General features: G+C 56.6%; 23 protein-coding genes and 1 tRNA gene. 3 read left to right on the top strand and 21 right to left on the bottom strand.

What is annotated here, in order from left to right:
• Nucleotides 1-11: 11 nt before the first annotated feature.
• From ACFDAU_RS06565 to hisD, 9 genes are read right to left on the bottom strand one after another with little or no spacing between them, the layout of a single operon-like run.
• Entirely contained in the window at nucleotides 12-350 is a 339-nt protein-coding gene (locus ACFDAU_RS06565; RefSeq protein ID WP_124706282.1) for a histidine triad nucleotide-binding protein, read from the bottom strand.
• Nucleotides 347-667 (bottom strand): phosphoribosyl-ATP diphosphatase, encoded by a 321-nt coding sequence (locus ACFDAU_RS06560; protein WP_413439188.1) that lies wholly within the window; start codon nucleotides 665-667, stop codon nucleotides 347-349. The genes ACFDAU_RS06565 and ACFDAU_RS06560 overlap by 4 nt, the downstream gene beginning before the upstream one ends.
• Nucleotides 664-1,059, bottom strand: coding sequence for a phosphoribosyl-AMP cyclohydrolase (gene hisI, locus ACFDAU_RS06555; protein WP_413439187.1), 396 nt, complete (start codon nucleotides 1,057-1,059; stop codon nucleotides 664-666). Before hisI ends, ACFDAU_RS06560 begins: the two co-directional genes overlap by 4 nt.
• Nucleotides 1,056-1,817, bottom strand: a complete 762-nt coding sequence (hisF, locus tag ACFDAU_RS06550; protein ID WP_124706285.1) for an imidazole glycerol phosphate synthase subunit HisF — start codon at nucleotides 1,815-1,817, stop codon at nucleotides 1,056-1,058. Before hisF ends, hisI begins: the two co-directional genes overlap by 4 nt.
• Nucleotides 1,817-2,560, bottom strand: a complete 744-nt coding sequence (hisA, locus tag ACFDAU_RS06545) for a 1-(5-phosphoribosyl)-5-[(5-phosphoribosylamino)methylideneamino]imidazole-4-carboxamide isomerase (protein WP_413439186.1) — start codon at nucleotides 2,558-2,560, stop codon at nucleotides 1,817-1,819. The genes hisF and hisA overlap by 1 nt, the downstream gene beginning before the upstream one ends.
• Nucleotides 2,561-2,580: 20 nt before the next feature.
• Complete coding sequence (hisH, locus tag ACFDAU_RS06540) at nucleotides 2,581-3,270, bottom strand: imidazole glycerol phosphate synthase subunit HisH (RefSeq protein ID WP_413439185.1); 690 nt, start codon at nucleotides 3,268-3,270, stop codon at nucleotides 2,581-2,583.
• 1 nt (nucleotide 3,271) lies between these two features.
• Nucleotides 3,272-3,859 carry an imidazoleglycerol-phosphate dehydratase HisB gene (hisB, locus tag ACFDAU_RS06535; RefSeq protein WP_124706288.1) on the bottom strand — a complete coding sequence of 196 codons (588 nt, stop codon included), beginning with the start codon at nucleotides 3,857-3,859 and terminating at the stop codon, nucleotides 3,272-3,274.
• A gap of 24 nt (nucleotides 3,860-3,883) precedes the next feature.
• Nucleotides 3,884-4,954: a histidinol-phosphate transaminase gene (gene hisC, locus ACFDAU_RS06530; protein ID WP_413439184.1), complete on the bottom strand. Its 1,071-nt coding sequence runs from the start codon at nucleotides 4,952-4,954 to the stop codon at nucleotides 3,884-3,886.
• A 4-nt stretch (nucleotides 4,955-4,958) separates the two neighbouring features.
• Nucleotides 4,959-6,260: a histidinol dehydrogenase gene (hisD, locus tag ACFDAU_RS06525; protein ID WP_413439513.1), complete on the bottom strand. Its 1,302-nt coding sequence runs from the start codon at nucleotides 6,258-6,260 to the stop codon at nucleotides 4,959-4,961.
• Between the two features lie 183 nt (nucleotides 6,261-6,443).
• Here hisD and ACFDAU_RS06520 point away from each other — a divergent pair, with 183 nt between their 5' ends.
• Nucleotides 6,444-6,890: a Fur family transcriptional regulator gene (locus ACFDAU_RS06520; protein WP_413439183.1), complete on the top strand. Its 447-nt coding sequence runs from the start codon at nucleotides 6,444-6,446 to the stop codon at nucleotides 6,888-6,890.
• On the opposite strand, the gene ACFDAU_RS06515 is transcribed toward ACFDAU_RS06520, so the two are convergent.
• Nucleotides 6,882-10,175 carry an SNF2-related protein gene (locus tag ACFDAU_RS06515; RefSeq protein ID WP_413439182.1) on the bottom strand — a complete coding sequence of 1,098 codons (3,294 nt, stop codon included), beginning with the start codon at nucleotides 10,173-10,175 and terminating at the stop codon, nucleotides 6,882-6,884. The genes ACFDAU_RS06520 and ACFDAU_RS06515 overlap by 9 nt on opposite strands.
• A gap of 135 nt (nucleotides 10,176-10,310) precedes the next feature.
• Here ACFDAU_RS06515 and ACFDAU_RS06510 point away from each other — a divergent pair.
• A tRNA-Thr gene (locus ACFDAU_RS06510) sits at nucleotides 10,311-10,386 on the top strand.
• Between the two features lie 289 nt (nucleotides 10,387-10,675).
• Here the strand turns inward: ACFDAU_RS06510 and ACFDAU_RS06505 are convergent.
• The 11 genes from ACFDAU_RS06505 to ACFDAU_RS06455 all read right to left on the bottom strand — a co-directional run bounded on the left by ACFDAU_RS06505 (nucleotide 10,676) and on the right by ACFDAU_RS06455 (nucleotide 19,612).
• Complete coding sequence (locus ACFDAU_RS06505; protein ID WP_413439181.1) at nucleotides 10,676-12,724, bottom strand: sodium-translocating pyrophosphatase; 2,049 nt, start codon at nucleotides 12,722-12,724, stop codon at nucleotides 10,676-10,678.
• 79 nt (nucleotides 12,725-12,803) lie between these two features.
• On the bottom strand, nucleotides 12,804-13,022 hold the full coding sequence (locus ACFDAU_RS06500; RefSeq protein WP_413439180.1) for a hypothetical protein: 219 nt from the start codon (nucleotides 13,020-13,022) through the stop codon (nucleotides 12,804-12,806).
• 33 nt (nucleotides 13,023-13,055) lie between these two features.
• Nucleotides 13,056-14,309 carry a 6-phosphofructokinase gene (locus ACFDAU_RS06495; protein WP_413439179.1) on the bottom strand — a complete coding sequence of 418 codons (1,254 nt, stop codon included), beginning with the start codon at nucleotides 14,307-14,309 and terminating at the stop codon, nucleotides 13,056-13,058.
• Between the two features lie 59 nt (nucleotides 14,310-14,368).
• Entirely contained in the window at nucleotides 14,369-14,743 is a 375-nt protein-coding gene (locus ACFDAU_RS06490; RefSeq protein ID WP_413439178.1) for a hypothetical protein, read from the bottom strand.
• 6 nt (nucleotides 14,744-14,749) lie between these two features.
• Nucleotides 14,750-15,403 carry an adenylate kinase gene (gene adk / locus ACFDAU_RS06485; RefSeq protein WP_124706299.1) on the bottom strand — a complete coding sequence of 218 codons (654 nt, stop codon included), beginning with the start codon at nucleotides 15,401-15,403 and terminating at the stop codon, nucleotides 14,750-14,752.
• Between the two features lie 100 nt (nucleotides 15,404-15,503).
• Nucleotides 15,504-16,259 carry a 3-deoxy-manno-octulosonate cytidylyltransferase gene (kdsB, locus tag ACFDAU_RS06480; RefSeq protein ID WP_413439177.1) on the bottom strand — a complete coding sequence of 252 codons (756 nt, stop codon included), beginning with the start codon at nucleotides 16,257-16,259 and terminating at the stop codon, nucleotides 15,504-15,506.
• Nucleotides 16,259-16,438: a Trm112 family protein gene (locus tag ACFDAU_RS06475; protein ID WP_124706301.1), complete on the bottom strand. Its 180-nt coding sequence runs from the start codon at nucleotides 16,436-16,438 to the stop codon at nucleotides 16,259-16,261. Before ACFDAU_RS06475 ends, kdsB begins: the two co-directional genes overlap by 1 nt.
• Entirely contained in the window at nucleotides 16,431-17,435 is a 1,005-nt protein-coding gene (gene lpxK / locus ACFDAU_RS06470; protein ID WP_413439176.1) for a tetraacyldisaccharide 4'-kinase, read from the bottom strand. Before lpxK ends, ACFDAU_RS06475 begins: the two co-directional genes overlap by 8 nt.
• Nucleotides 17,429-18,544, bottom strand: a complete 1,116-nt coding sequence (locus tag ACFDAU_RS06465; protein ID WP_413439175.1) for a glycosyltransferase N-terminal domain-containing protein — start codon at nucleotides 18,542-18,544, stop codon at nucleotides 17,429-17,431. Before ACFDAU_RS06465 ends, lpxK begins: the two co-directional genes overlap by 7 nt.
• A gap of 43 nt (nucleotides 18,545-18,587) precedes the next feature.
• Nucleotides 18,588-19,010 (bottom strand): ExbD/TolR family protein, encoded by a 423-nt coding sequence (locus ACFDAU_RS06460; protein WP_413439174.1) that lies wholly within the window; start codon nucleotides 19,008-19,010, stop codon nucleotides 18,588-18,590.
• Complete coding sequence (locus ACFDAU_RS06455) at nucleotides 19,007-19,612, bottom strand: MotA/TolQ/ExbB proton channel family protein (protein WP_413439173.1); 606 nt, start codon at nucleotides 19,610-19,612, stop codon at nucleotides 19,007-19,009. The genes ACFDAU_RS06460 and ACFDAU_RS06455 overlap by 4 nt, the downstream gene beginning before the upstream one ends.
• Before the next feature lie 391 nt (nucleotides 19,613-20,003).
• On the opposite strand from ACFDAU_RS06455, the gene xseA reads away from it, so the two are divergent.
• The gene (gene xseA, locus ACFDAU_RS06450) at nucleotides 20,004-21,344 is read left to right on the top strand and encodes an exodeoxyribonuclease VII large subunit (RefSeq protein WP_413439172.1); all 1,341 of its coding nucleotides are present in this window, start codon (nucleotides 20,004-20,006) and stop codon (nucleotides 21,342-21,344) included.
• Nucleotides 21,345-21,486: the final 142 nt, after the last annotated feature.

Genomic DNA, 21,486 nt, shown 5'->3' with positions numbered 1-21,486 from the left:
AGTCTCCTTGGTTAAATTAAATGCGGCATCTTACCACCGCCGAATACGTGTACGTGCAGATGAAATACTTCCTGCCCACCACCCCGTCCTGTGTTGATCGTAGTACGAAATCCGTCATTCAGCCCATGTTTTCGCGCCAGCTCGGGGGCCAGAAGTAACATACGGCCAAGCAAGCCCTCATGCTGTGTCTCGCATTCCACCAGCGACGCAATATGCACCTTGGGGATAATCAACAAGTGCACTGGCGCCGCCGGGTGAATATCGTGGAATACCAGCAACTCATCATTTTCGAAGGCTTTTTTGCTGGGCAATTCGCCCGCCACAATTTTACAGAAAATGCAGTCCGTCATTGTTTACTCCGTGCCGCCTTCTCCGCATGTCCGGACACGCCCTCACGGCGTGCCAGTTCATCAAGAACGTCCTGAGGACCAAGACCCTGGCTGGCCAGTAGAATCAAGGTATGAAACCATAAATCAGCCGTTTCATATACGATTTTTTTCGGATCGCCATCCTTGGCCGCCATAATGGTCTCGGCTGCCTCCTCGGCAACTTTTTTCAGCATGGCATCAAGCCCCTTGGCATACAGGCTGGCGACATATGACGAGCCGGCAGCACTCGATTTGCGGGCTTCCAGGGTAGCGCCGAGACGTTCGAGAATGTCGTTCACTTGCGATAAATCTCCGCAGGATCCTTCAATACCGGCTCTGTAGTCACCCATTGACCATTTTCATACTTCTTAAAAAAGCAGTCATGCCGCCCCGTGTGACAGGAAATGCCACCCATTTGTTCAACCTTGAGCAAAATCACATCCTCATCACAATCCAGGCGGATTTCCTTCACTTTCTGCACATGCCCGGATTCTTCGCCCTTGTGCCACAATTTCTTGCGCGAACGAGACCAATATACCGCCTCGTTGGTCTCTACAGTACGTTTCAGCGCCTCTCGGTTCATCCACGCCACCATCAACACGTCACCATTGTCAGCGTCCTGGGCAATCGCAGGCACCAGACCATCCTCAGTCCAGTTTACTTTGTTTAACCAGTTGTCCGATACGCTCACAGTCTGACCTCGATCCCGTTTTGCATCATGTGAAGCTTGGCTTCATGCACGGTGTATTCGCCAAAGTGGAAAATACTCGCCGCCAGAACTGCATCGGCATGACCTTGTATCACGCCGTCGGCCAGATCTTGCAAGTTCCCCACGCCGCCACTGGCAATCACCGGGATTGTTAGCGCGTCCGATACTGCGCGCGTCAGCGGCAAATTGAAGCCGCTCTTGGTACCATCGCGATCCATGCTGGTCAGGAGGATTTCGCCCGCCCCCATTTGCTGCATTTTTTGCGCCCATTCCACCGCATCCAGGCCTGTGGCGCGGCGCCCGCCATGGGTGTACACCTCCCATTTACCATCGCTGCTGGCCTTCGCATCTATCGCCACCACGATACATTGTGATCCGAAGCGAGCTGCCGCGTCAGCCACCACCTGCGGGTTGGTCACGGCGGTGGTATTAATACTGACTTTGTCGGCACCCGCATTCAGCAGGCGACGCACGTCGTTGACCTCACGTACGCCGCCCCCCACGGTAAGCGGAATGAATACCTCGGCAGCAACGGCTTCGATGATGTGCAAAATCAGGTCGCGCTGATCAGAACTGGCGGTAATGTCGAGAAAAGTAAGCTCGTCCGCACCCTCACGATCATAGCGACGGGCGATTTCAACCGGATCACCGGCGTCGCGCAGGCCGACGAAATTGACGCCCTTGACTACCCGGCCGGCTGTCACGTCAAGACAGGGAATAATGCGCTTGGCGAGCCCCATTATGCTTCTGAAAGCTCATCAGAAAGCTTCTGGGCAGCGGCGAAATCCAGCGTACCTTCGTATATGGCACGGCCCGTAATCGCACCCATGATGCCTTCCTTTTCTGACGCGCACAGATTACGCACGTCGTCCAGATTGGTAATGCCACCGCTGGCAATCACAGGAATAGTCAACGCCTGCGCCAACTTCACCGTCGCTTCGATGTTGACACCAGAGAGCATCCCGTCGCGACCAATATCAGTATAGATCACCCCTTCCACGCCGTAGTCCTGGAATTTTCGTGCCAGATCAATCACGTCGTGATGGGTCATTTTGGACCAGCCTTCCACCGCCACTTTGCCTTCCTTGGCGTCCAGCCCGACGATGATATGGCCGGGGAAAGCATTGCAGGCGTCATGCAGAAAACCCGGGGTTTTCACCGCTGCCGTGCCGATAATGACGTAACGAATACCGTCATCCAGGTAGCGCGCAATGGTGTCGAGATCGCGGATGCCTCCGCCGAGTTGTACCGGCACATCTTCACCCACCGCGTCCACGATGGCTTTGATCGCGCCTTCATTGACCGGCTTGCCCGCAAATGCACCATTCAAATCCACCAGATGCAGACGGCGCGCGCCTTGCGCAAGCCAGTGGCGCGCCATTTCGGCGGGGTCTTCGGAAAATACAGTGGCCTCTTCCATCAGACCCTGTTTGAGACGCACGCAGTGTCCGTCTTTCAAGTCAATCGCGGGGATAATCAACATGGTATTGGTACTTGGAATGCCTATAGAGAACAGTGGGTATTGAAAGTGTCACATTGATTGGCAGAAATATTGCCGTCCCAGGTCACAAAATTACCCAGTAACGCAAGCCCGGCCGCCTGACTTTTTTCCGGGTGAAATTGCACAGCAAAAATATTATTGGATGCCACCGCGCTGGTGAACGGGAACGGGTAAAGCGTAAAGGCTGAAACCATATCCGGGTTGCCTGCTTCCACATAATAGCTATGCACAAAATAAAAGCGTGCGCCATCAACAATGCCGCCCCACATCGGATGCGGCACTGCCTGGTGAACTTCATTCCAGCCCATGTGCGGTACTTTCAGCCGGCTGCCCGCGTTGTCATGCATCGCTTCGTTTGGGAAGCGCAATACCCGACCGGGCAGTATACCCAAACCGGCGACGTCACCTTCCTCGCTATGCTCGAACAGCATCTGCATGCCCAGACAAATACCCAGGAACGGCTTGCTGGCAGCAGCCTGCCTGACCACCTCGATCAAGCCACGCTCGCGCAGCTCGTGCATGCAGTCGCCCATCGCACCTACGCCGGGGAATACCACGCGTCCGGCATTCAGGATGACATCCGGATCAGCAGTGACTGCGACACTTGCAGCAGGTGCCACATGCTCCAGCGCCTTGGACACCGAACGCAGATTACCCATCCCGTAATCAATGACGGCGATATCCACACCCATGTCAGAGACTGCCTTTGGTGGAAGGCATCACCCCTCCCATGCGCGGGTCGGCTTCCACCGCCATGCGCAGGGCGCGGCCAAATGCCTTGAAAATGGTTTCTGCCTGATGGTGGGCGTTGGCGCCGCGCAGGTTATCGATGTGCAGCGTCACGCCCGCATGATTGGTGAAGCCCTGAAAGAATTCGTGGATCAGGTCGACATCGAAGGCTCCAATGGCGGCGCGCGTATATTTCACGTGATATTCCAGCCCGGGACGCCCGGACAAATCCAGCACCACGCGCGATAAAGCTTCGTCCAGCGGCACGTAGGCATGACCGTAACGACGCACACCCTTCTTGTCACCAATAGCCTTGGCGAATGCCTGCCCCATGGTAATGCCGATGTCTTCCACGGTATGGTGAGCATCGATGTGGAGATCCCCGGCAGCGTCAATTTCGATATCCATCACACCGTGGCGGGCAATCTGATCAAGCATATGGTCGAGAAAGGGCACGCCGGTCTGGAAGCGACCGTTACCACTACCATCCAGATTGAGCGTTACGCTGATCTGGGTCTCCAGGGTGTTACGGGTTACTTGGGCTGTACGCATGATTATTTTATTGAATGCTCGAAATTAAACGGGCTTGCGCAGAATATCTGCCAATGCATCCACCAACGCAGCACACTGCACGTCGGTTCCTATGGTAACCCGCATGAATGGTGCAATGCGTTCCGGCTTGCTGAAATGCCTCACAATAATACTGCGTTCGCGCAATTTCGCTGTCAATTCCTTGCCATCATACTGCGGGTGGCGGGTCAGGACAAAGTTCGCTGCCGAAGGCAATACTTCAAACCCGAGTGATTGCAGGCTTGCAACGAGTTTTTCACGCGTACCGATGACCTTGCGGCAGGTCGATTCGAAGTAAGCACGGTCCTGCATGGCGGCCGTAGCACCCGCCTGTGCGGGTCGACCCAATGGATAGGAATTGAAACTATCCTTGACGCGGTCGAGCGCCTCGATCAACTCGGCGTTCCCCACCGCGTATCCGACACGCAAGCCTGCCAGCGAGCGCGATTTAGACAGCGTATGCGTGACCAGCAGCTGCGGGAAGCGCTTGACCAGACTAACGCACGACTCGGCACCGAAATCGACATATGCCTCATCCACCACCACCACCGAATCAGGGTTAGCCCGCAACAGTCGTTCAATCTCGCTCAGCGCCAACGCACGGCCGGTGGGCGCGTTCGGATTCGGGAAAACAATGCCGCCATTCGGTCGCAGGTAATCATTCACACATATTTCAAAACTGCCGGTGAGCGGAACTTCGATATATTCGATGCCGTACAGACCACAATACACTGGATAAAAACTATAGGTAATATCCGGAAACAGAATGGGCAAATCATGCTTGAGCAATGCGTGAAACGCGTGGGCCAATATTTCATCCGAGCCGTTCCCAACAAATATGTTGGCCAGCTCGATGTCATGATATTCGGCAATCGCCTGCCTGAGACGCTCGCTGTTCGGATCCGGGTATAGGCGCAAACTGTCTGCGGCTTCTGCGCGTAGTGCCTCCAGCACACGCAAACCTGGACCATAAGGATTCTCGTTGGTATTCAGCTTGACCAGATTGCCCAGTTTGGGCTGCTCGCCAGGCACATAGGGGGTCAGCCCATGTACCACCTGGCTCCAGAAACGACTCATAAAATCAATCCGTGATGATGCGATATTCAGCTGAACGGGCGTGCGCCTGCAAGCCCTCGCCATAGGCCAATGTGGCGGCAATTTGCCCCAACGTCCGCGCGCCTTGCTCCGATACCTGGATCAGGCTGGTGCGCTTCTGGAAATCATACACTCCCAGCGGACTGGAAAAACGCGCGGTGCGCGAAGTCGGCAATACGTGGTTGGGTCCGGCGCAATAATCGCCCAGCGCCTCGCAGGTAGTGCGCCCCATGAAAATCGCGCCGGCGTGTTTGATCCTTGCCGCCCACACTTCGGGCTGATCCACCGACAGCTCCAGGTGCTCGGGTGCGATGTGGTTGGCAATGGCGATGGCTTCATCCAGGTCGCGTACCTCGATCAGTATGCCGCGATCACCGAGCGAGGCTTCAATGACTTCGCGACGCGGCATTTCCGGCAGAAGCTTATGGATACTGGCTGTCACGGCGTCTATAAAGGCCGCATCGGGACAAAGCAGGATGGATTGCGCCAGCTCGTCGTGCTCCGCCTGCGAGAACAAATCCATCGCAATCCAGTCCGGATTGGTCTTGCCATCGCAAATCACCAGAATTTCAGATGGTCCGGCCACCATGTCTATGCCAACAGTGCCGAACACACGACGCTTGGCTGCGGCCACGTAGGCATTGCCGGGTCCGACGATTTTATCCACCTGCGGGATGGTGGCGGTGCCATAGGCCAACGCGGCTACCGCCTGCGCGCCACCAATGGTGAATACACGCGTGACCCCAGCCACCGCGGCAGCCGCCAGTACCAGTTCGTTCTGCACGCCGTCGGGGGTAGGCACCACCATGATGAGTTCGTCCACACCCGCCACCTTGGCCGGTATTGCATTCATCAGCACCGACGACGGATACGCAGCCTTGCCGCCCGGCACATACAGACCGACGCGATCCAGCGCGGTCACTTGCTGGCCCAGCACGGTACCGTCGGCCTCGGTGTAAGTCCACGATTGCATCACCTGATGCTCATGGTAGGCCCTGACACGCGCGGCAGCGGCTTCCAGCGCATCACGCTGAATTTGCGGCAGCTTGTCGAGGGCAGCGTGCAAACTGGCGATCGGCAACTCCAGCTGCGCCATGGTGTCAACATCCAGACGGTCGAAACGCTTGGTGTATTCAAGCACAGCGGCATCGCCATCGCGACGCACATGGATCAGGATATCTTCCACCGTACGTTCGATCGCTGCATCCTGACCACTTTCGAAGGCAAGCAGGCGGTCAAGTTCGGATTGAAACTGCGGCGAACGGGTAGTCAGCCGTTGGATAGTCAGCATGGTCTTTATCAATCTATAAACAGCAGTAGGCTTCAGCAATTACAGTTCGATATTATACCGGCAAAGGCCCTGAATTCAGCGCTAATTATGCCAAGACCCTGAATTAGACAGAGTCCAGATTTTGGATTAGTATTGTAATATTCGCAAGCTGGATACAAAAGGCAAACAGAAGCTATGGACATGAAGATGCAACAATACAGCCGCGACAACATGGCGGAATTACTACGCAGCCACGACATCAATCCGACCCATCAGCGTATCGAGATTGCCTACGCGTTATTTTCACGCCAGCAACATTTGTCTGCCGATCAGATCATGGCCATTGTCAACGACCGCCATTCGGAAACTTCCAAGGCCACGGTATACAACACACTCAATCTGTTTCTGGAAAAGAAGCTGATCCGCGAAGTAATCGTGGATCCGAACAAGGTTTTCTACGATCCCAATACCCAACTGCATCATCATTTTTACAATGTAACCAGCGGCGAGCTGACCGACATTGATGCAGAGGGCGTCACGATTTGCGGTCTACCGCAATTACCTGAGGGTGTGGTCACAGAAGGTGTGGACATTATCGTGCGCATTCGTCCCGGCGCTATCGCTCAAGCCCAGGAGCAGCTAGCCTAACGGCTCAAACATCACCCGCAAATCCTCCGCCGTCAATGTTGTGGCGGCGTGCTCGCCATCTCCCAGAACACCTGCAACCATGCTGCGCTTACGCTCCTGCAGCGCAAGAATCTTCTCCTCCACCGTGCCCTCGGTATAAAGCTTGTACACAAACACCGGATTGAGCTGCCCGATACGATGTGCGCGTCCGGTAGCCTGGTCTTCCACCGCCGGGTTCCACCACGGATCATAGTGAATCACGGTATCGGCAGCAGTCAGATTGAGGCCTGTGCCGCCCGCCTTGAGGCTGATCAGGAACAGCGGCACTTCACCCGCCTGAAAGCGATTCACCGGCGTCTCGCGGTCACGCGTTTGCCCGGTCAGTTTGACGAAATCGATTTCGCGCTCATCCAGCTCCTGCTCGATCAGGGTCAACATGCTGGTGAATTGAGAAAACAGCAGAATGCGACGGCCTTCCGCAAGCATCTCCGGCAACAACGCCATGAGCAATTCCAGCTTGGCGGACTCCTTCACCTTGCGCGCCGCGGGAATCGCCAGCAGGCGTGGGTCGCAACATACCTGACGCAGTTTCAGCAACGCATCAAGAATCACTATCTGACTCTTTTTGAAGCCCTGCTCGGCTATCGCGTTGCGTACTTTGTCCTGCATGGTCGCGCGTATGGTTTCATACAGATCCCGCTGGGCACCGCTGAGCTCGCAGGTACGCGGAATGTCGGTCTTGGCGGGCAGGTCCTGCGCCACTTCGGCTTTTGTGCGACGCAGCAAAAATGGCGCAACCCGTCGCGCCAAAGCATCGCGGCACAGGGTGTCGTGATATTTTTCGATCGGGTTACGGAATACGCGCTTGAACTGCGCCTCGCTGCCCAGCAATCCCGGTACCAGAAAGTGAAACAGCGACCACAGTTCGCCCAGATGGTTTTCCATCGGCGTGCCGGTAAGCGCCAGGCGGTGGCGCGCCACCAGCTTGTGCACCACCTGGGTGGCCTGGGCTTTAGGATTTTTGATGAAATGCGCCTCATCCAGTATCAGCAAGTGAAACTGGCATTCGGCCAACGCTGCACTATCGCGCGGTAACAGGGCGTACGTGGTCAGCACCAAATCATAATCGTTGATATTGTCAAAATGCGCTGCTCGATCCGGTCCATGCAAAATCAGCACGCGTAAACCCGGGGTAAATCGGCTCGCCTCGCGGCGCCAGTTGAACATCAGGCTGGTGGGTGCAACGACCAGGCTGGGACGATCGGCCCGGCCCGCTTCTTTTTCAGCCAGAACGTGGGCCAGGGCTTGCAGGGTTTTACCCAACCCCATGTCATCGCCAAGTACGCCGCCCAGTTGATATTCGCGCAAGAATTGCAGCCAATTGAGTCCGTCCTGTTGATAAGGACGCAACTCGGCATGCAAGCCGACGGGCGGCGCCACCGGCATGACACCGGAAAATTCACGGAGCTTGCGACCCAGCTCCAGCAACTTGTCGCCACTGAGCCAGCGGAGCCGCGCTGCCGAATCGATATCAGCCAGACGCGCGGCGTGTACCGCGTTCATCTCCAGGCGCCCGGCACCATCCAGTGCATCCCCATCAAACAGCTCCACCAGCACCGACAGCAGGCCGCGCACACGCTCGGCAGGCAGGGCAATTTTTTTGCCGGAGGGCAACGCCGCCAGATAATGCCCGGTTACCGGCGCCTCACCCCGCAGCAGCGCGGCATGTGCCTCGTCGCTTAAATCGCGGACCAGCCCGGCCAGAATCGGCAGCAGACTGATGCGCTCGCCCGCCACAGTGATGCCCAGCTCCAGGCCAAACCAGTCGGTACCGGAAGTTTCTTCCAGATCGGCATCCCATTCATCTTCCGCCTCGGCAATATCCCAACGGAATTCCGGTGTGCTCTCAATGCGCCAGCCAGCCTCGACCAGTTCCGGCAAGTGCTGCATGGCGAAATCCGCCCAGCTATCTTCGTCTTCCAAAGTAAATGCATCGCCAAGCTTGCTCGCACCTGGCAGATCAAGACGCTTGGCCGAAAAGAAATCCAGAGCCTCGAGCCGTTGCAGTGCCGCGCGTTCAGTCGCCTGATGCCGCTGCATGGCGAGTAACTCTTCGCCTACACGGCGATTCACACTGTCGCCTGCTGTATGAATATTGACGCGAGTCCCCTGGTAATCGAATTCCAGTCGCGCCAGATCCACATGTACCGTCTGTCCCGGGCGCTGCCAGCCATAATGCACAAGAGGCGGCCCATCCATTTGCTGGCTGGTGAGCCTGAGTACCGGTGTCGGAATCACACTGTCGATATGACGGGTCTGCAAACGCGCCGGCGCCGGCAAGGCAGCAGGAATCTGTGCCAGACGCTGGGCGACGTCTTCCATTGCCTGCACGGGCACAGCGGGCGCGTTGGCAATGGCTTCGGCGACCGCATCAACCAGCCCGGATTCCAGTTCGCCACATTCGTAAGTGGCTGGATCCAGCCACCAGGGAGGCGCCAGCGCCAGCACCTGGGCTGGAGGCTGCGGCTGCAACGTCAAACGCTGGTCACCATCCATTGCATCTACCCAAACCACTGTGGCCGGGCGTACACCCTGATAGCGCAGCGGCGACGTTTCGGCGGACTGCCAGAATGCGCGCCCGGTCGATAGCAACTGGCGTAACGCGAGGGCACCGCGATGACCGCTCAGATAAAAACTCGGATCGACGTCCATTCCGCGTTCCAGCGTACGCAGTAATTCAACCGCATCCCAGTCGACTGGCGAAACAAATTGCGGCGGGTTGGGGTTGTATAAAGACTTGAAGCCCGACCATGGCTTGGCCGAGCCATAGCCGCCCTTCTGCAGCAAGCGCGCCTTCATCAGACGCACCACCAGACGCCCGTCAACCAATGGCTCAATCACATACAGCAAACGATCCTGCACTTCCGGAGAAAACTGCCCCTCCGGACTGGCAGCCTGTGCCGCCACCCCGAGTCGCTGCAACCAGTTGTCCAAACCTGCCGGGACGCCTTCCACCGATTGCCCGCCCTCTCCCAATGCCGCAATCAGCACTGCCGCAACGTGTTTGCAGTTGTACCCTACCGGGCATCCGCAGTGCCCTACCGGATACCAGCCTTTCGGGCTGTGATTCACACGGATAGTCACCGGATAAGGCTGCGTGCGCGAACCTTGCACCCGCGCTGACATGTAGCGCTTGTCCTCACTGCACTCCATGTCCAGCACGCGTTCCCGCCAGACCAGTTCGCGCCCGCGGGCCAGCCACGTCTCGGAAAAATGGTCGCGCAAATCGTGTTCGGATAGCGTCATGGATTTATCTATGGGCGAAAGGCGCGATTATCCCCCGTCTTGCCTATATAGTTCAACCATGGAATCGATTCTGAAGGATTTCCCTCCAAACAAGATTGCCGTATACCCGGCCATTCTCTATAATCCACGCCTTGTGCCGATGTAGCTCAGTTGGTAGAGCAGCGCATTCGTAATGCGAAGGTCACCAGTTCGATTCCGGTCATCGGCACCATCAGCAATTCCAAAGAAGTCCGACAAAGGCCGTAAACCAAAATAAATGCCAGGTTTACGGCCTTTTTCACATCCAGATCAGCCTAATCAGCCGTAGCCAAGTGCTTATGGCCTGGTGCCATAACGTGGCGTGTGCACTCGGCGGACCACTCCTGTGAATATATGCTAATTCATATTTTTACTAATTGCCGCCACACAATCACAAAGTAAAAGGCCAGACTCGCGTCTGGCCTACTTCGTTTCATTATGCTTAGACTTACTGCCGCAGCACAATCAATATCCCGGCATTGTTAATGCAGCAGCGGCACAATCAGCAACGCCACAATGTTGATGATCTTGATCAGCGGGTTGATGGCCGGTCCGGCCGTGTCCTTGTAAGGGTCACCCACGGTATCACCGGTCACCGCGGCCTTGTGGGCTTCCGATCCTTTGCCGCCGAAATTACCTTCTTCGATATATTTCTTGGCATTATCCCAGGCGCCGCCGCCGGTGGTCATCGAAATGGCTACGAATATGCCGGTGACGATGGAGCCCATCAGCACACCGCCCAGCGCCTTGGTGCCGGCGCCCGGGCCCATCAAAGCCGTCATGCCCAGCGCTACCACAATAGGCACCAGCACCGGCAGAAGCGATGGGATCATCATTTCCTTGATCGCGGCACGGGTGAGCATATCCACAGCCCTGGAATAATCCGGCTTGGCGGTACCCGCCATGATGCCGGGGATTTCCTTGAACTGGCGGCGCACTTCCACCACTACGCTGCCAGCTGCACGACCCACCGCCTCCATACCCATGGCGCCGAACAGGTACGGCACCATGCCGCCTATGAACAAGCCGATAATCACCGCGGGGTCAGACAAGGAAAAGTCCACCAGTTTGCCGGCGTGTTGCAAGGTATGGGTGTAGTCGGCAAACAGCACCAGCGCTGCCAGACCGGCTGAACCAATTGCATAGCCTTTGGTGACCGCTTTGGTGGTGTTGCCCACGGCATCCAGCGGATCGGTGATCGCGCGCACGCTGTCAGGCAAATCAGCCATTTCCGCGATACCGCCTGCATTATCAGTAACAGGGCCATAAGCATCCAGCGCCACGATGATGCCGGTCATGGACAGCATGCCGGTAGCCGCAATGGCGATCCCATATAAACCCGCCAGTTGATAGGATACGAGAATGGCCACGCACACGGCCAGGACGGGTGCAGCGGTAGAACGCATCGACACGCCCAGCCCGGCGATCACGTTGGTACCGTGACCCGTTGTGGAAGCCTGGGCGATATGGCGTACCGGTGCGTATTCAGTAGCGGTGTAGTACTCGGTAATCAGCACCATCGCCGCCGTCAACCCGAGCCCGACCAGGCCGCACAGATACAGACTCATCACGCTGTAGCTGCCATTGTCGGCCATCAGCCATTGCGTGACCGGGTAGAACGCAACGGCCGCCAGCACGCCCGACACGATCAGGCCGCGGTAGAGGGCGTTCATGATTTTTCCGCCTTCCCGTGCATTGACGAAAAACGTGCCGATCACCGAGGCGACGATGGATACACCGCCCAATACCAGCGGATAAATCATCGCGCCGGTACCCGCGGTATGCAGCATCAGTCCACCCAGCAACATGGTGGCGATGATGGTCACGGCGTAGGTCTCGAACAGGTCGGCCGCCATGCCGGCGCAATCGCCCACGTTGTCGCCCACGTTGTCGGCGATGACAGCCGGGTTGCGCGGGTCATCTTCGGGAATGCCTGCTTCCACCTTGCCGACCAGATCGGCGCCCACATCCGCACCCTTGGTGAAAATGCCGCCACCCAGCCGCGCAAAAATAGAAATCAGCGAGCCGCCAAAGCCCAGACCGATCAGCGGCGAAATGTTGACCACCTCACCTGCCGGCGTGATCGCCGTCAGAAAAGCATAAAACCCCGCCACTCCCAACAAACCCAGACCCACAACCAGCATGCCGGTAATCGCGCCGCTGCGGAATGCCACTTTCAATGCCGGATTCAGTCCTTCACGCGCGGCTTCGGCAGTGCGCACGTTGGCACGCACCGAGATATTCATGCCGATGTAGCCTGCCGCAGCGGAGAGTATCGCGCCCAGCGCGAAACCCGCCGCTGTGAGTTTTCCGAGGAATATAAAAATAAGCACGAACAACACCACACCCACCATGCCTATGGTGCGGTACTGACGATTGAGATAGGCTTGTGCGCCTTCCTGAATCGCCGCCGCAATTTCACGCATGCGCTCGTTTCCGGTGGGTTTGGCCAGCACCCATTTAATGGAAACCAGGCCATAGATTATGGCAAAAACAGCGCAAGCGAGCGCCAATACTAGACCATCCGACATACTTCATCCCTCCTTGGACTACTTGTGCAAATCGGAGCCTGTTCCGGCCGGCTCATTGCCCTGCGACTTTTTATCTTTTTCAGTACGGCTTGCCGATGGCAAGACCACCCTCAAAACGCATACCCGGCTCAAAGCCGAAAATTTCGGTGAGATTCAACTCCTGTATTAATTGATCGACAGCCTCCTGACCATGCTCACGCTGCACTTCCGAGAGGATAAGCTTGGCGGAATTACCGTTATAAAAGCCGCCAAAATCGGCTTGGACAGCAAGCAACTGACGCGCGCGGTCTAGGGTCATCGTGGATTTTTTGGGTTTAGAGTTGTGCGCGCATCAAATTGAAAACGGCTTCAATTTTTTCGCCACTGCCACATTCTTCAATGTCACATATTGCGGCAAGCCGTTTTCATATTTTGGATAGTCCTCGCCCTGAATCAGCGGCGCCAGGTAACGACGGCATTTTTCGGTAATGCCATAGCCATCCTTGCTGATGAAGTCGCGCGGCATGAATTTCTCGACGTTGGCGACCTTGGACAGAGGCGCCATGCCGATCTTGTATTTGTAGGGCGAATCGGAGATGCGATCCACCGTCGGCATCACCGAATTGTGCCCCTTGATGGCCAGCTCAACGACCTTTTTACCCAACTCGTAAGCCTGTTTCACATCAGTCTTGGAGGCGATGTGCCGCGCCGAACGTTGCAGGTAATCCGCCACTGCCCAGTGGAACTTGTAACCGTGCGCTTCCTTGATCATATTGGCCACCACCGGTGCAGCGCCACCCAGTTGGGCATGACCGAAAGCATCGCGGGTACCTTGTTCGGCAAGGAACTTGCCATCGGGATAGTGGCAACCCTCGGACACCACAATCGTGCAATAACCGAATTCCTCGACTTTTTTCTTCACCGCAGCGAGGAATTTTTTCTGATCGAATTCGATTTCCGGGAACAGGATGACCACCGGGATACCCTGCTCAGCCACCAGGCCGCCCGCTGCCGCAATCCAGCCAGCATGGCGACCCATCACCTCGATCACGAATACCTTGGTCGACGTCTTGGCCATGGAGCGCACGTCATACGAAGCTTCCAGCGTAGACACGGCAATGTACTTGGCTACCGAGCCGAAGCCGGGGCAGCAGTCGGTAATGGGCAGGTCGTTGTCCACGGTCTTGGGCACGTGGATAGCCTGGATCGGGTAACCCATGGATTCGGACAATTGCGAGACCTTGAAGCAGGTGTCTGCGGAATCGCCGCCGCCATTATAGAAAAAATAACCGATGTTATGCGCCTTGAACACTTCGATCAGGCGTTCGTATTCGCGCTTGTTGGCTTCCAGGCTTTTCAGCTTGAAGCGGCATGAACCGAACGCCCCGGAGGGCGTGGAGCGCAGCGCGGCAATGGCCGCATCGGTTTCCTTGCTGGTATCGATCAGGTCTTCGGTCAACGCTCCGATAATGCCGTTGCGGCCTGCATAGACCTTGCCGATCTTGTCCTTGTGTTTGCGTGCGGTTTGAATCACCCCGCAAGCCGATGCATTGATAACTGCAGTGACGCCGCCGGATTGTGCGTAGAAGGCATTTTTTTTCGCCATTTATGTTTTCTCCATGCTAAATAAAAAACGCCAGCGGATTGCTCTGCTGGCGTATGGTTTTAACTGATGTCTTTACCGGTTTTTCCTGAAGTCACTCCGGCCTGTTCTTTTTCGTGGTCGGCTTGCACTCTCAGCAATACCAGCACACAATCGCCGAGGTCATCGTATTCCTCGCGCCCGGTGCCGAACATCTGATGCACCCGGTAGAAAAACATGCTGCGGAAGCGTCCTTCGCCCACCTTGGCGATCACGAAACTGCAATCACGCTGTTTCCAGAACAGGCATGGGCATGTGGTCAGTTCGCGGTCTTCCGGATACATGCGCAGTTCGGTGTCAGCGACTTCCACTGGCACATCGTGCCCATAGCGTTCCTTGACCGCACGCTCCACAATGCTGCGTTCGGTATCGCTGAAATCCGCGATAGTGTTTCCCATGAGGGTTTAACCCAATGCCTGGAAAATGGAATCGCGAATCCCTTCCACTTTTCCGGTACCTGTCACCTTCACGTATTTCGGCGCCCCCGCCGCACCACTTGCCGCCCATTTTGAATAGTAGGCCACCAGTGGCTCGGTCTGTGCGTGATACACATCGAGGCGTTTTTTAACGGTTTCTTCGGTGTCATCGTCGCGCTGGATCAGGTCTTCGCCGGTCGCATCATCCTTGCCGGCGACTTTGGGCGGATTGAATACCACATGATAAGTGCGCCCCGAAGCCGGATGGACGCGGCGGCCCGACATGCGTTTGACGATTTCCTCATCCGGCACGTCGATTTCGACCACGTAATCTATCGGTACGCCAGCGGCCTTCATTGCTTCAGCCTGCGGGATGGTGCGCGGAAACCCGTCAAACAGAAAACCCTTGGCGCAATCAGCCTGTTTGATGCGATCTTTCACCAGACCGATGATGATATCGTCCGAAACCAGTTGGCCGGCATCCATCACGGCTTTGGCCGCTTTGCCCATCTCGGTGCCGGCGGCAATCGCGGCGCGCAGCATGTCGCCCGTGGAAATCTGCGGGATGCCATAGCGTTCCTTGATGTAATTGGCTTGTGTACCTTTGCCCGCACCGGGGCCGCCCAACAGGATCAGTCTCATCTCTTACTCCATGATTTATTTTGTATGACAGCCCAAGAGGGTATTGGATTTAGGGCCGATTTGAACAGTCAATTTTTTTTATTCAAACATAAAACCAGTTTCAAACCCATAGCTGGCGCACCATTGCGAGATCTTCAGCGGTATCTACGCCGGGCTGGGCAGGCAACTCGCTCACGGCCACACTGATCTTGTGGCCGTGCCACAGCACGCGCAGCTGCTCCAGCGATTCAAAACGTTCGATGGGTGCCGGCGTGAGCCCGGCGTATTGTCGAAGAAAACCTGCCCGATAGGCATACAGTCCGATATGACGGAACACCGGCAGGCCGTCCGGCAGGCTTTGTCCCGCCGCAAAAGCATCGCGCGGCCAGGGAATCGGCGCACGGCTGAAATACAGCGCGTAGCCTTCAGCGTCCATGACCAGCTTGACCACGTTGGGATTAGTCAATGTCGCGTAATCATGAATTGCATGGCAGGCGGTCGCCATCACTGCCTCCGGGTGCAACCGCAACTCGCGCGCCACGGCATGAATCAGCACCGGATCAATCAATGGCTCATCACCCTGTACGTTGACGACGATGGTGTCATCATCCAGGGACAGCATGTCCATCACTTCCGCCAGACGATCCGTGCCGGACGTATGATGACTCGCGGTCAGCAAGGCCTGATAGCCGTGTTCCATAACCGCTGTGATGATGCGCTCATCGTCTGCCGCCACCCATACCGCACTGGCGCCGCTCTGCGCTGCGCGTTCCGCCACACGCACCACCATCGGTTTGCCGGCGATATCAGCCAGCGGCTTGGCAGGCAAGCGCGTGGAAGCGTAACGCGCCGGGATGACGGCGATAAAATCGGACATCAGACTTCTTCGGTTTCTGCCAGCCTGCGCGCTTCGCCCTCCAGCATCACCGGAATATCGTCACGAATTGGGAAAGCCAGGCGGTCGGGTTTGCAGATCAGTTCCTGTTCGTTTTTTTTATAGACCAGTGGACCCTTGCACAGCGGGCAGACAAGAATATCCAGCAGTTTGCTATCCATGGCGTTTTCCTAGTTTGGTGAGCACAAGCCCGATCAGGTCGGGTTGTATGGACGCCTGTACCGGTAGCGCCCACATGTTTTGATGCGCGAATGCGCTACATTTTACCGCATCTTTACTGGTCATCAGTATCTGGCCAGGGTAAGCCAGATCGGCGGCCCGGTAGACATGATGGTCCGGGAAAATATGACACTGGGCGCTGATGCCCAAGCCAGCAATCTGGTCAAAAAAGCGCTGCGGATGACCGATGCCGGCTACGGCATGAATTTCATGCCCGGCCAATTCTGCAGCACTCACACTACGCGAAGGATCCGCGAGGTTCACAAAACTCGCGCCTTCCATGCGCATCGAATAAACGGGTAGCAGCGCAGGCAAATTCAGCTGCGCCGTCTCGGGCTGGTTCACCACAATGGCATCCACGGCAGCCAACCTGACCACTGGTTCGCGCAGCGGGCCCGCCGGCAGCAAGCGGCCATTGCCAAATCCGCGCGCCCCGTCCACCACGGCGATTTCCATATCGCGCGCCAGACGATAATGCTGCAAGCCGTCGTCGGAAATCAGCACATCCACTTGAGGATGGGCAAGCAGCAATGCTCGTCCTGCGGCATGACGGTCACGCCCCACCCATACAGGGCATTTGAGCAACTTCGCCAGCAACACGGGTTCATCGCCCACATGCGCCGCATCGCTGTGCATGCCGACCTGCTGCGGAATATGGGTACTGCCTCCATAGCCGCGACTGATCACACCAGGATGCCAGCCACGCGCTGCCAATTCCTGCGCCAGCCAGGCGACCAGCGGAGTTTTGCCGGTGCCCCCGGCGTTGATATTGCCAACCACGATGACTGGCATTGGCAACTTCAAAGTGTGCAGTACGCCGCGTTGATACAACTGCCTGCGCAGAGCAGCCGCCAGACCAAATACCCAGCTCAACGGAATCAGCAATGCATGCCAGAGCGTAGTGCCTTGCCACTGCCGCGTGATCCAGGTACTCACCATTCAAATACCCGTTCCACCAGTTCGCGGCTCACCGATTCCGCCAGCCGCCGCTCCTGCCAGAACAGACGCCGCGCAGTGTCGGCTTTATTGCGAGCGGCAATGGGCGCATCCCGGTAGCTGAACCATAACGCGGCGATATCCGCCATCTCCGGCACGGCTTCTGCCAGTGCGGCTTTGGGCAAAGTCATGCCGGGCGCACGCGACAATGCCGCACCGCCCGCCATGGCCTGCCAAAACACTGCCGCATCAAACCGTGCCAGATGGGCCGCTGTCACCGCGGCCGCAATCCCCGGCAACCACTTGTTGTCATCCACCCATAGCACGCTGCCGCCCGCAGGCGGTTCACGGTTCCAACTACTCATCGCGATCACAGCCGCGTGCGGGCGTTCACCGCTGACAAACAGGATATCCTGCGGCGCGTGCGCGAAGAGCGCCTGCGCCAGTTCATCCGCAACGCCGGGGCTGGCGCCATGCAGCCACCATAAGTGGCGTTCAGTATTGCCATTAACCAGCGATTTGAAATTGGGATCGACCTGCGCCTCGGTCAGGATTGCGTGCATGTCAGCGACGGGGGCCTGGTGGATCGCGCTAGCAGATTCATTGCTCGCATAGACACGCTCGCAAGCGAAATCGATTTGACCGGGAACATTCACCGCCAGCAAATGTGCCCGACCCGCCAGCGCCGCCAGCAAATTCGGCCGCGGCCGGGTATCTACCAACACCACGCCATACGGCTCGAAGCGCTCGAGTACCCGCGCGATTGCCTTGGGATGATCGCACGGCGCATACCCCCATCCGGTCTTGTCGCAATCATCCAGTAACGCCAGCAGTTCCGGGTATTCATGCTCGTAAGTCAGTACCAGGCGAATATCCAGCCGCCGCGCCCGGATGGCGCGCAGCAGCTCGACTGCCAGACGCACGCTGTCGCGTTCCGCCCCGGCGATGAGCCATACCACCTTGCCACGTTCACCCATTGGTTTTAACCAGCCCCACCGGGCAGCAACGCGATGCAACAATCCTGCCTTGCGGTCGCGCCGATCGGCCAGCCACAGGCCAAGGCGGTTGCTGCCAAAGGGGTCGGACCAGGAATTGGCTGCAGGATGACTCATCGGGAATCGGGAAACAACGGCTGGCGGTAGCCAGCCAGGAAAATTAACGGGCTTGGCCCCGTTCGGTAGCAAAGGTGACGCGCACCAAGCCCGCTTCACGCGCGGCTTCCATCACGTTGATCACTGACTGATAGTTGGCTTTGGCGTCGGCATTTATAACAATCACCGGAGCAGTTGTACCGCTTGCCGCTTTTTTAAGGGCGTCGGATAAACTCGCCACATTGGCGAAATTCACTGTGGCATTATTGATCTGGTAATTTCCTGCGGCATCGACAGCCACATTGATTTGAGCCGGCTTTTCCTTGGCTGGCTCACCGGCTGCCTGGGGAAGATTGATTTGCAGTTCCGAGAATTTTGCGTAGGTGGTGGTCACCATCAGAAAAATCAGAATCACCAGCAACACATCGATCATCGGAATCAAATTGATTTCCGGTTCATCCCGATGTTGTCCGCGCTGGAAATTCATGTCCGCTCACCATGCACCATTTCCACCAGCTTGATGGCCTGCTGTTCCATCTCAACCACCAGGGCTTCTACACGGGTGCGAAAAAAACGATAGAAAATCATGCTGGGGATGGCCACGATCAAACCAAAAGCAGTGTTGTATAGCGCAATTGAAATACCATGTGCCAGTACCGCCGGGTTGCCGCCGGATGGTGTTTGCGCACCGAATATTTCCACCATGCCTATCACCGTGCCGAGCAGTCCCAGTAAGGGCGCAATCGAGGCAATCGTGCCCAGTGCGGTGAGAAAACGTTCAAGATCGTGAGCTGCCGCGCGTCCGGCTTCCTCGATGGACTCTTTCATGACCTCGCGGGGCGCTTTGGCGTTGCGTAAACCCGCACCAAAAATACGCGCCAGGTGTGACCCCATGGACAAACGATCCAGCATTTCCGCAGTCACACCTTGCTTGCGGTATTCCTGGATGACACCTTCAAGCAGGCCACGGGGTGCAACTTCTTTATGGCGCAAAGAAATGAAACGCTCAATGATGATGGCAAGCGTCAGCACCGAGGCTAAAATCAGCGGCCAGATCGGCCAACCCGCTGCTTCAATGATGGCTAACACGCATGAACTCCCGAATCGAAAACGTGCGTCACTTTAGCTCGGCAAGCCAGTTTGGGCAAGGGTCGTTACTGAACTATCGATATTGCCATTTCCAATTTGCACTGCTTAGCGCATATTGCTCATAATGCAACTGTAAAGAGAAGGCTAACATGCCAGCTCGTAAGCATTTTTTCAAGTTGCCCACAAAAGCTGTGGATAACTTTGTGGGTAACCTGTTCGGCACGCCCCTAAGTAACCAGCGGATAAAGAATTTTTATCCGTCGCTGTATTTTTAATCTAATAATTTTCTTTTAAAAACATAAAGTTACAAAAAACACCTATTGCATCAACCCACTATGTTCAAAGCACCTGTTAAATTCCCGTGACTGTGGAAGAACTTCTTGACAAAAACATGATCGCCCCCCTGTTATCTCCTCTCACTCCACCGCTTAGTGTCAGCGCACTCAATCGCCTGGCACGCGAAATGCTGGAACAAACGCTTCCGCTAACCTGGGTCGCGGGCGAAATTTCCAACCTCACGCGAGCGGCCTCGGGGCATTGGTATTTTTCGCTCAAAGACGCCAGCGCCCAGGTGCGCTGCGTCATGTTTCGAGGCCGCAATCAATTTATTGACTGGCGGCCGGAAAATGGGATGCAGGTGGAAGTACGCGCTACACCAACGCTATATGAAGCGCGCGGCGAATTTCAGCTACAGGTGGATACGTTGCGCCGCGCCGGACTGGGTGCGCTGTTCGAAGCGTTCGAACAACTCAAGGGAAAATTGGAGCGGGAAGGCCTGTTTGAGTCAGCACGCAAACGCAGTCTGCCCCGCTTTCCACAATGCATTGGCATTGTCACCTCGCTCCAGGCGGCAGCATTGCGTGATGTGCTCACTACTCTCAAACGGCGTATGCCGGGTTTGCCAATAGTGCTGTATCCAACACCCGTTCAGGGAGCGGACGCCGCGCCGCAGATCGTGGCCGCACTGCAGAGCGCGTATCGAAGAGCCGAATGCGATGTACTGATTTTGTGCCGGGGGGGTGGCAACATTGAAGACCTATGGCCGTTTAACGAAGAAGCCGTGGCGCGTACCATCATCGCCAGCCCGATCCCCGTCGTGTGCGGTATCGGCCACGAAACCGACTTCACCATCGCCGATTTCGCTGCCGACCTGCGCGCCCCAACTCCCACGGCGGCGGCAGAACTGGTCAGCCCAAATCGCACCGACCTGATCCACAAATTGGCGCTTCACCAGGCCAGACTGCTGCGTCAGGCACGGCATCAGCTTGATACCCTCAGCCAACACCTCGACTACCTGGCACGTCGGCTCATTCATCCGGGGCGTAGACTGGAAGCACGCCAAGCTGCCCTTGGCAATCTCAACCAGCGCCTGCATCAGGCGATGGCAACCGCACAGGAACGGCGCAGCTGGCACCAGCGTGTACTCGCCCGGCGACTGCAGCAAGCGCGCCCCGACTTCTCCACCCGGCAGGCTATACTGGCTACCCAGGCTGTCGGACTGGTAAGGGCCATGCACCGGCATCTCACCCATACCCGACAGAATACCGCTCGTCTTGTCAGTCACCTGCACCATCTCAACCCGGAAGCGGTGCTCCAACGCGGTTACAGTATTGTGCTAAACGAGCATGGCGTTATTGTTCATAGCAGCGATCAAATTCGAATTGATGAATCCCTCAGCATCCGATTGGCGAGTGGAAGTGCCCGGGTAATAGTCACAGACAAATCCACATAACAAAATAAGCTCAACGAGACAGGCCAGGATATTAGTGACTGCGTGCAAAAAAAACGTTAATTTATCCAAGAGCAACATACTTTCTGGTACCGATTACTTATGAATCGATCTGCTGAAAGACGCCAATACAAACGGTACTGGG

The sequence above is a fragment of the Sulfuriferula sp. GW1 genome (assembly GCF_047300855.1).
Lineage (GTDB): Bacteria > Pseudomonadota > Gammaproteobacteria > Burkholderiales > Sulfuriferulaceae > Sulfuriferula.
Note: the sequence above shows the minus strand (reverse complement) of the source record. Positions and strands in the feature narration are given on the sequence as shown.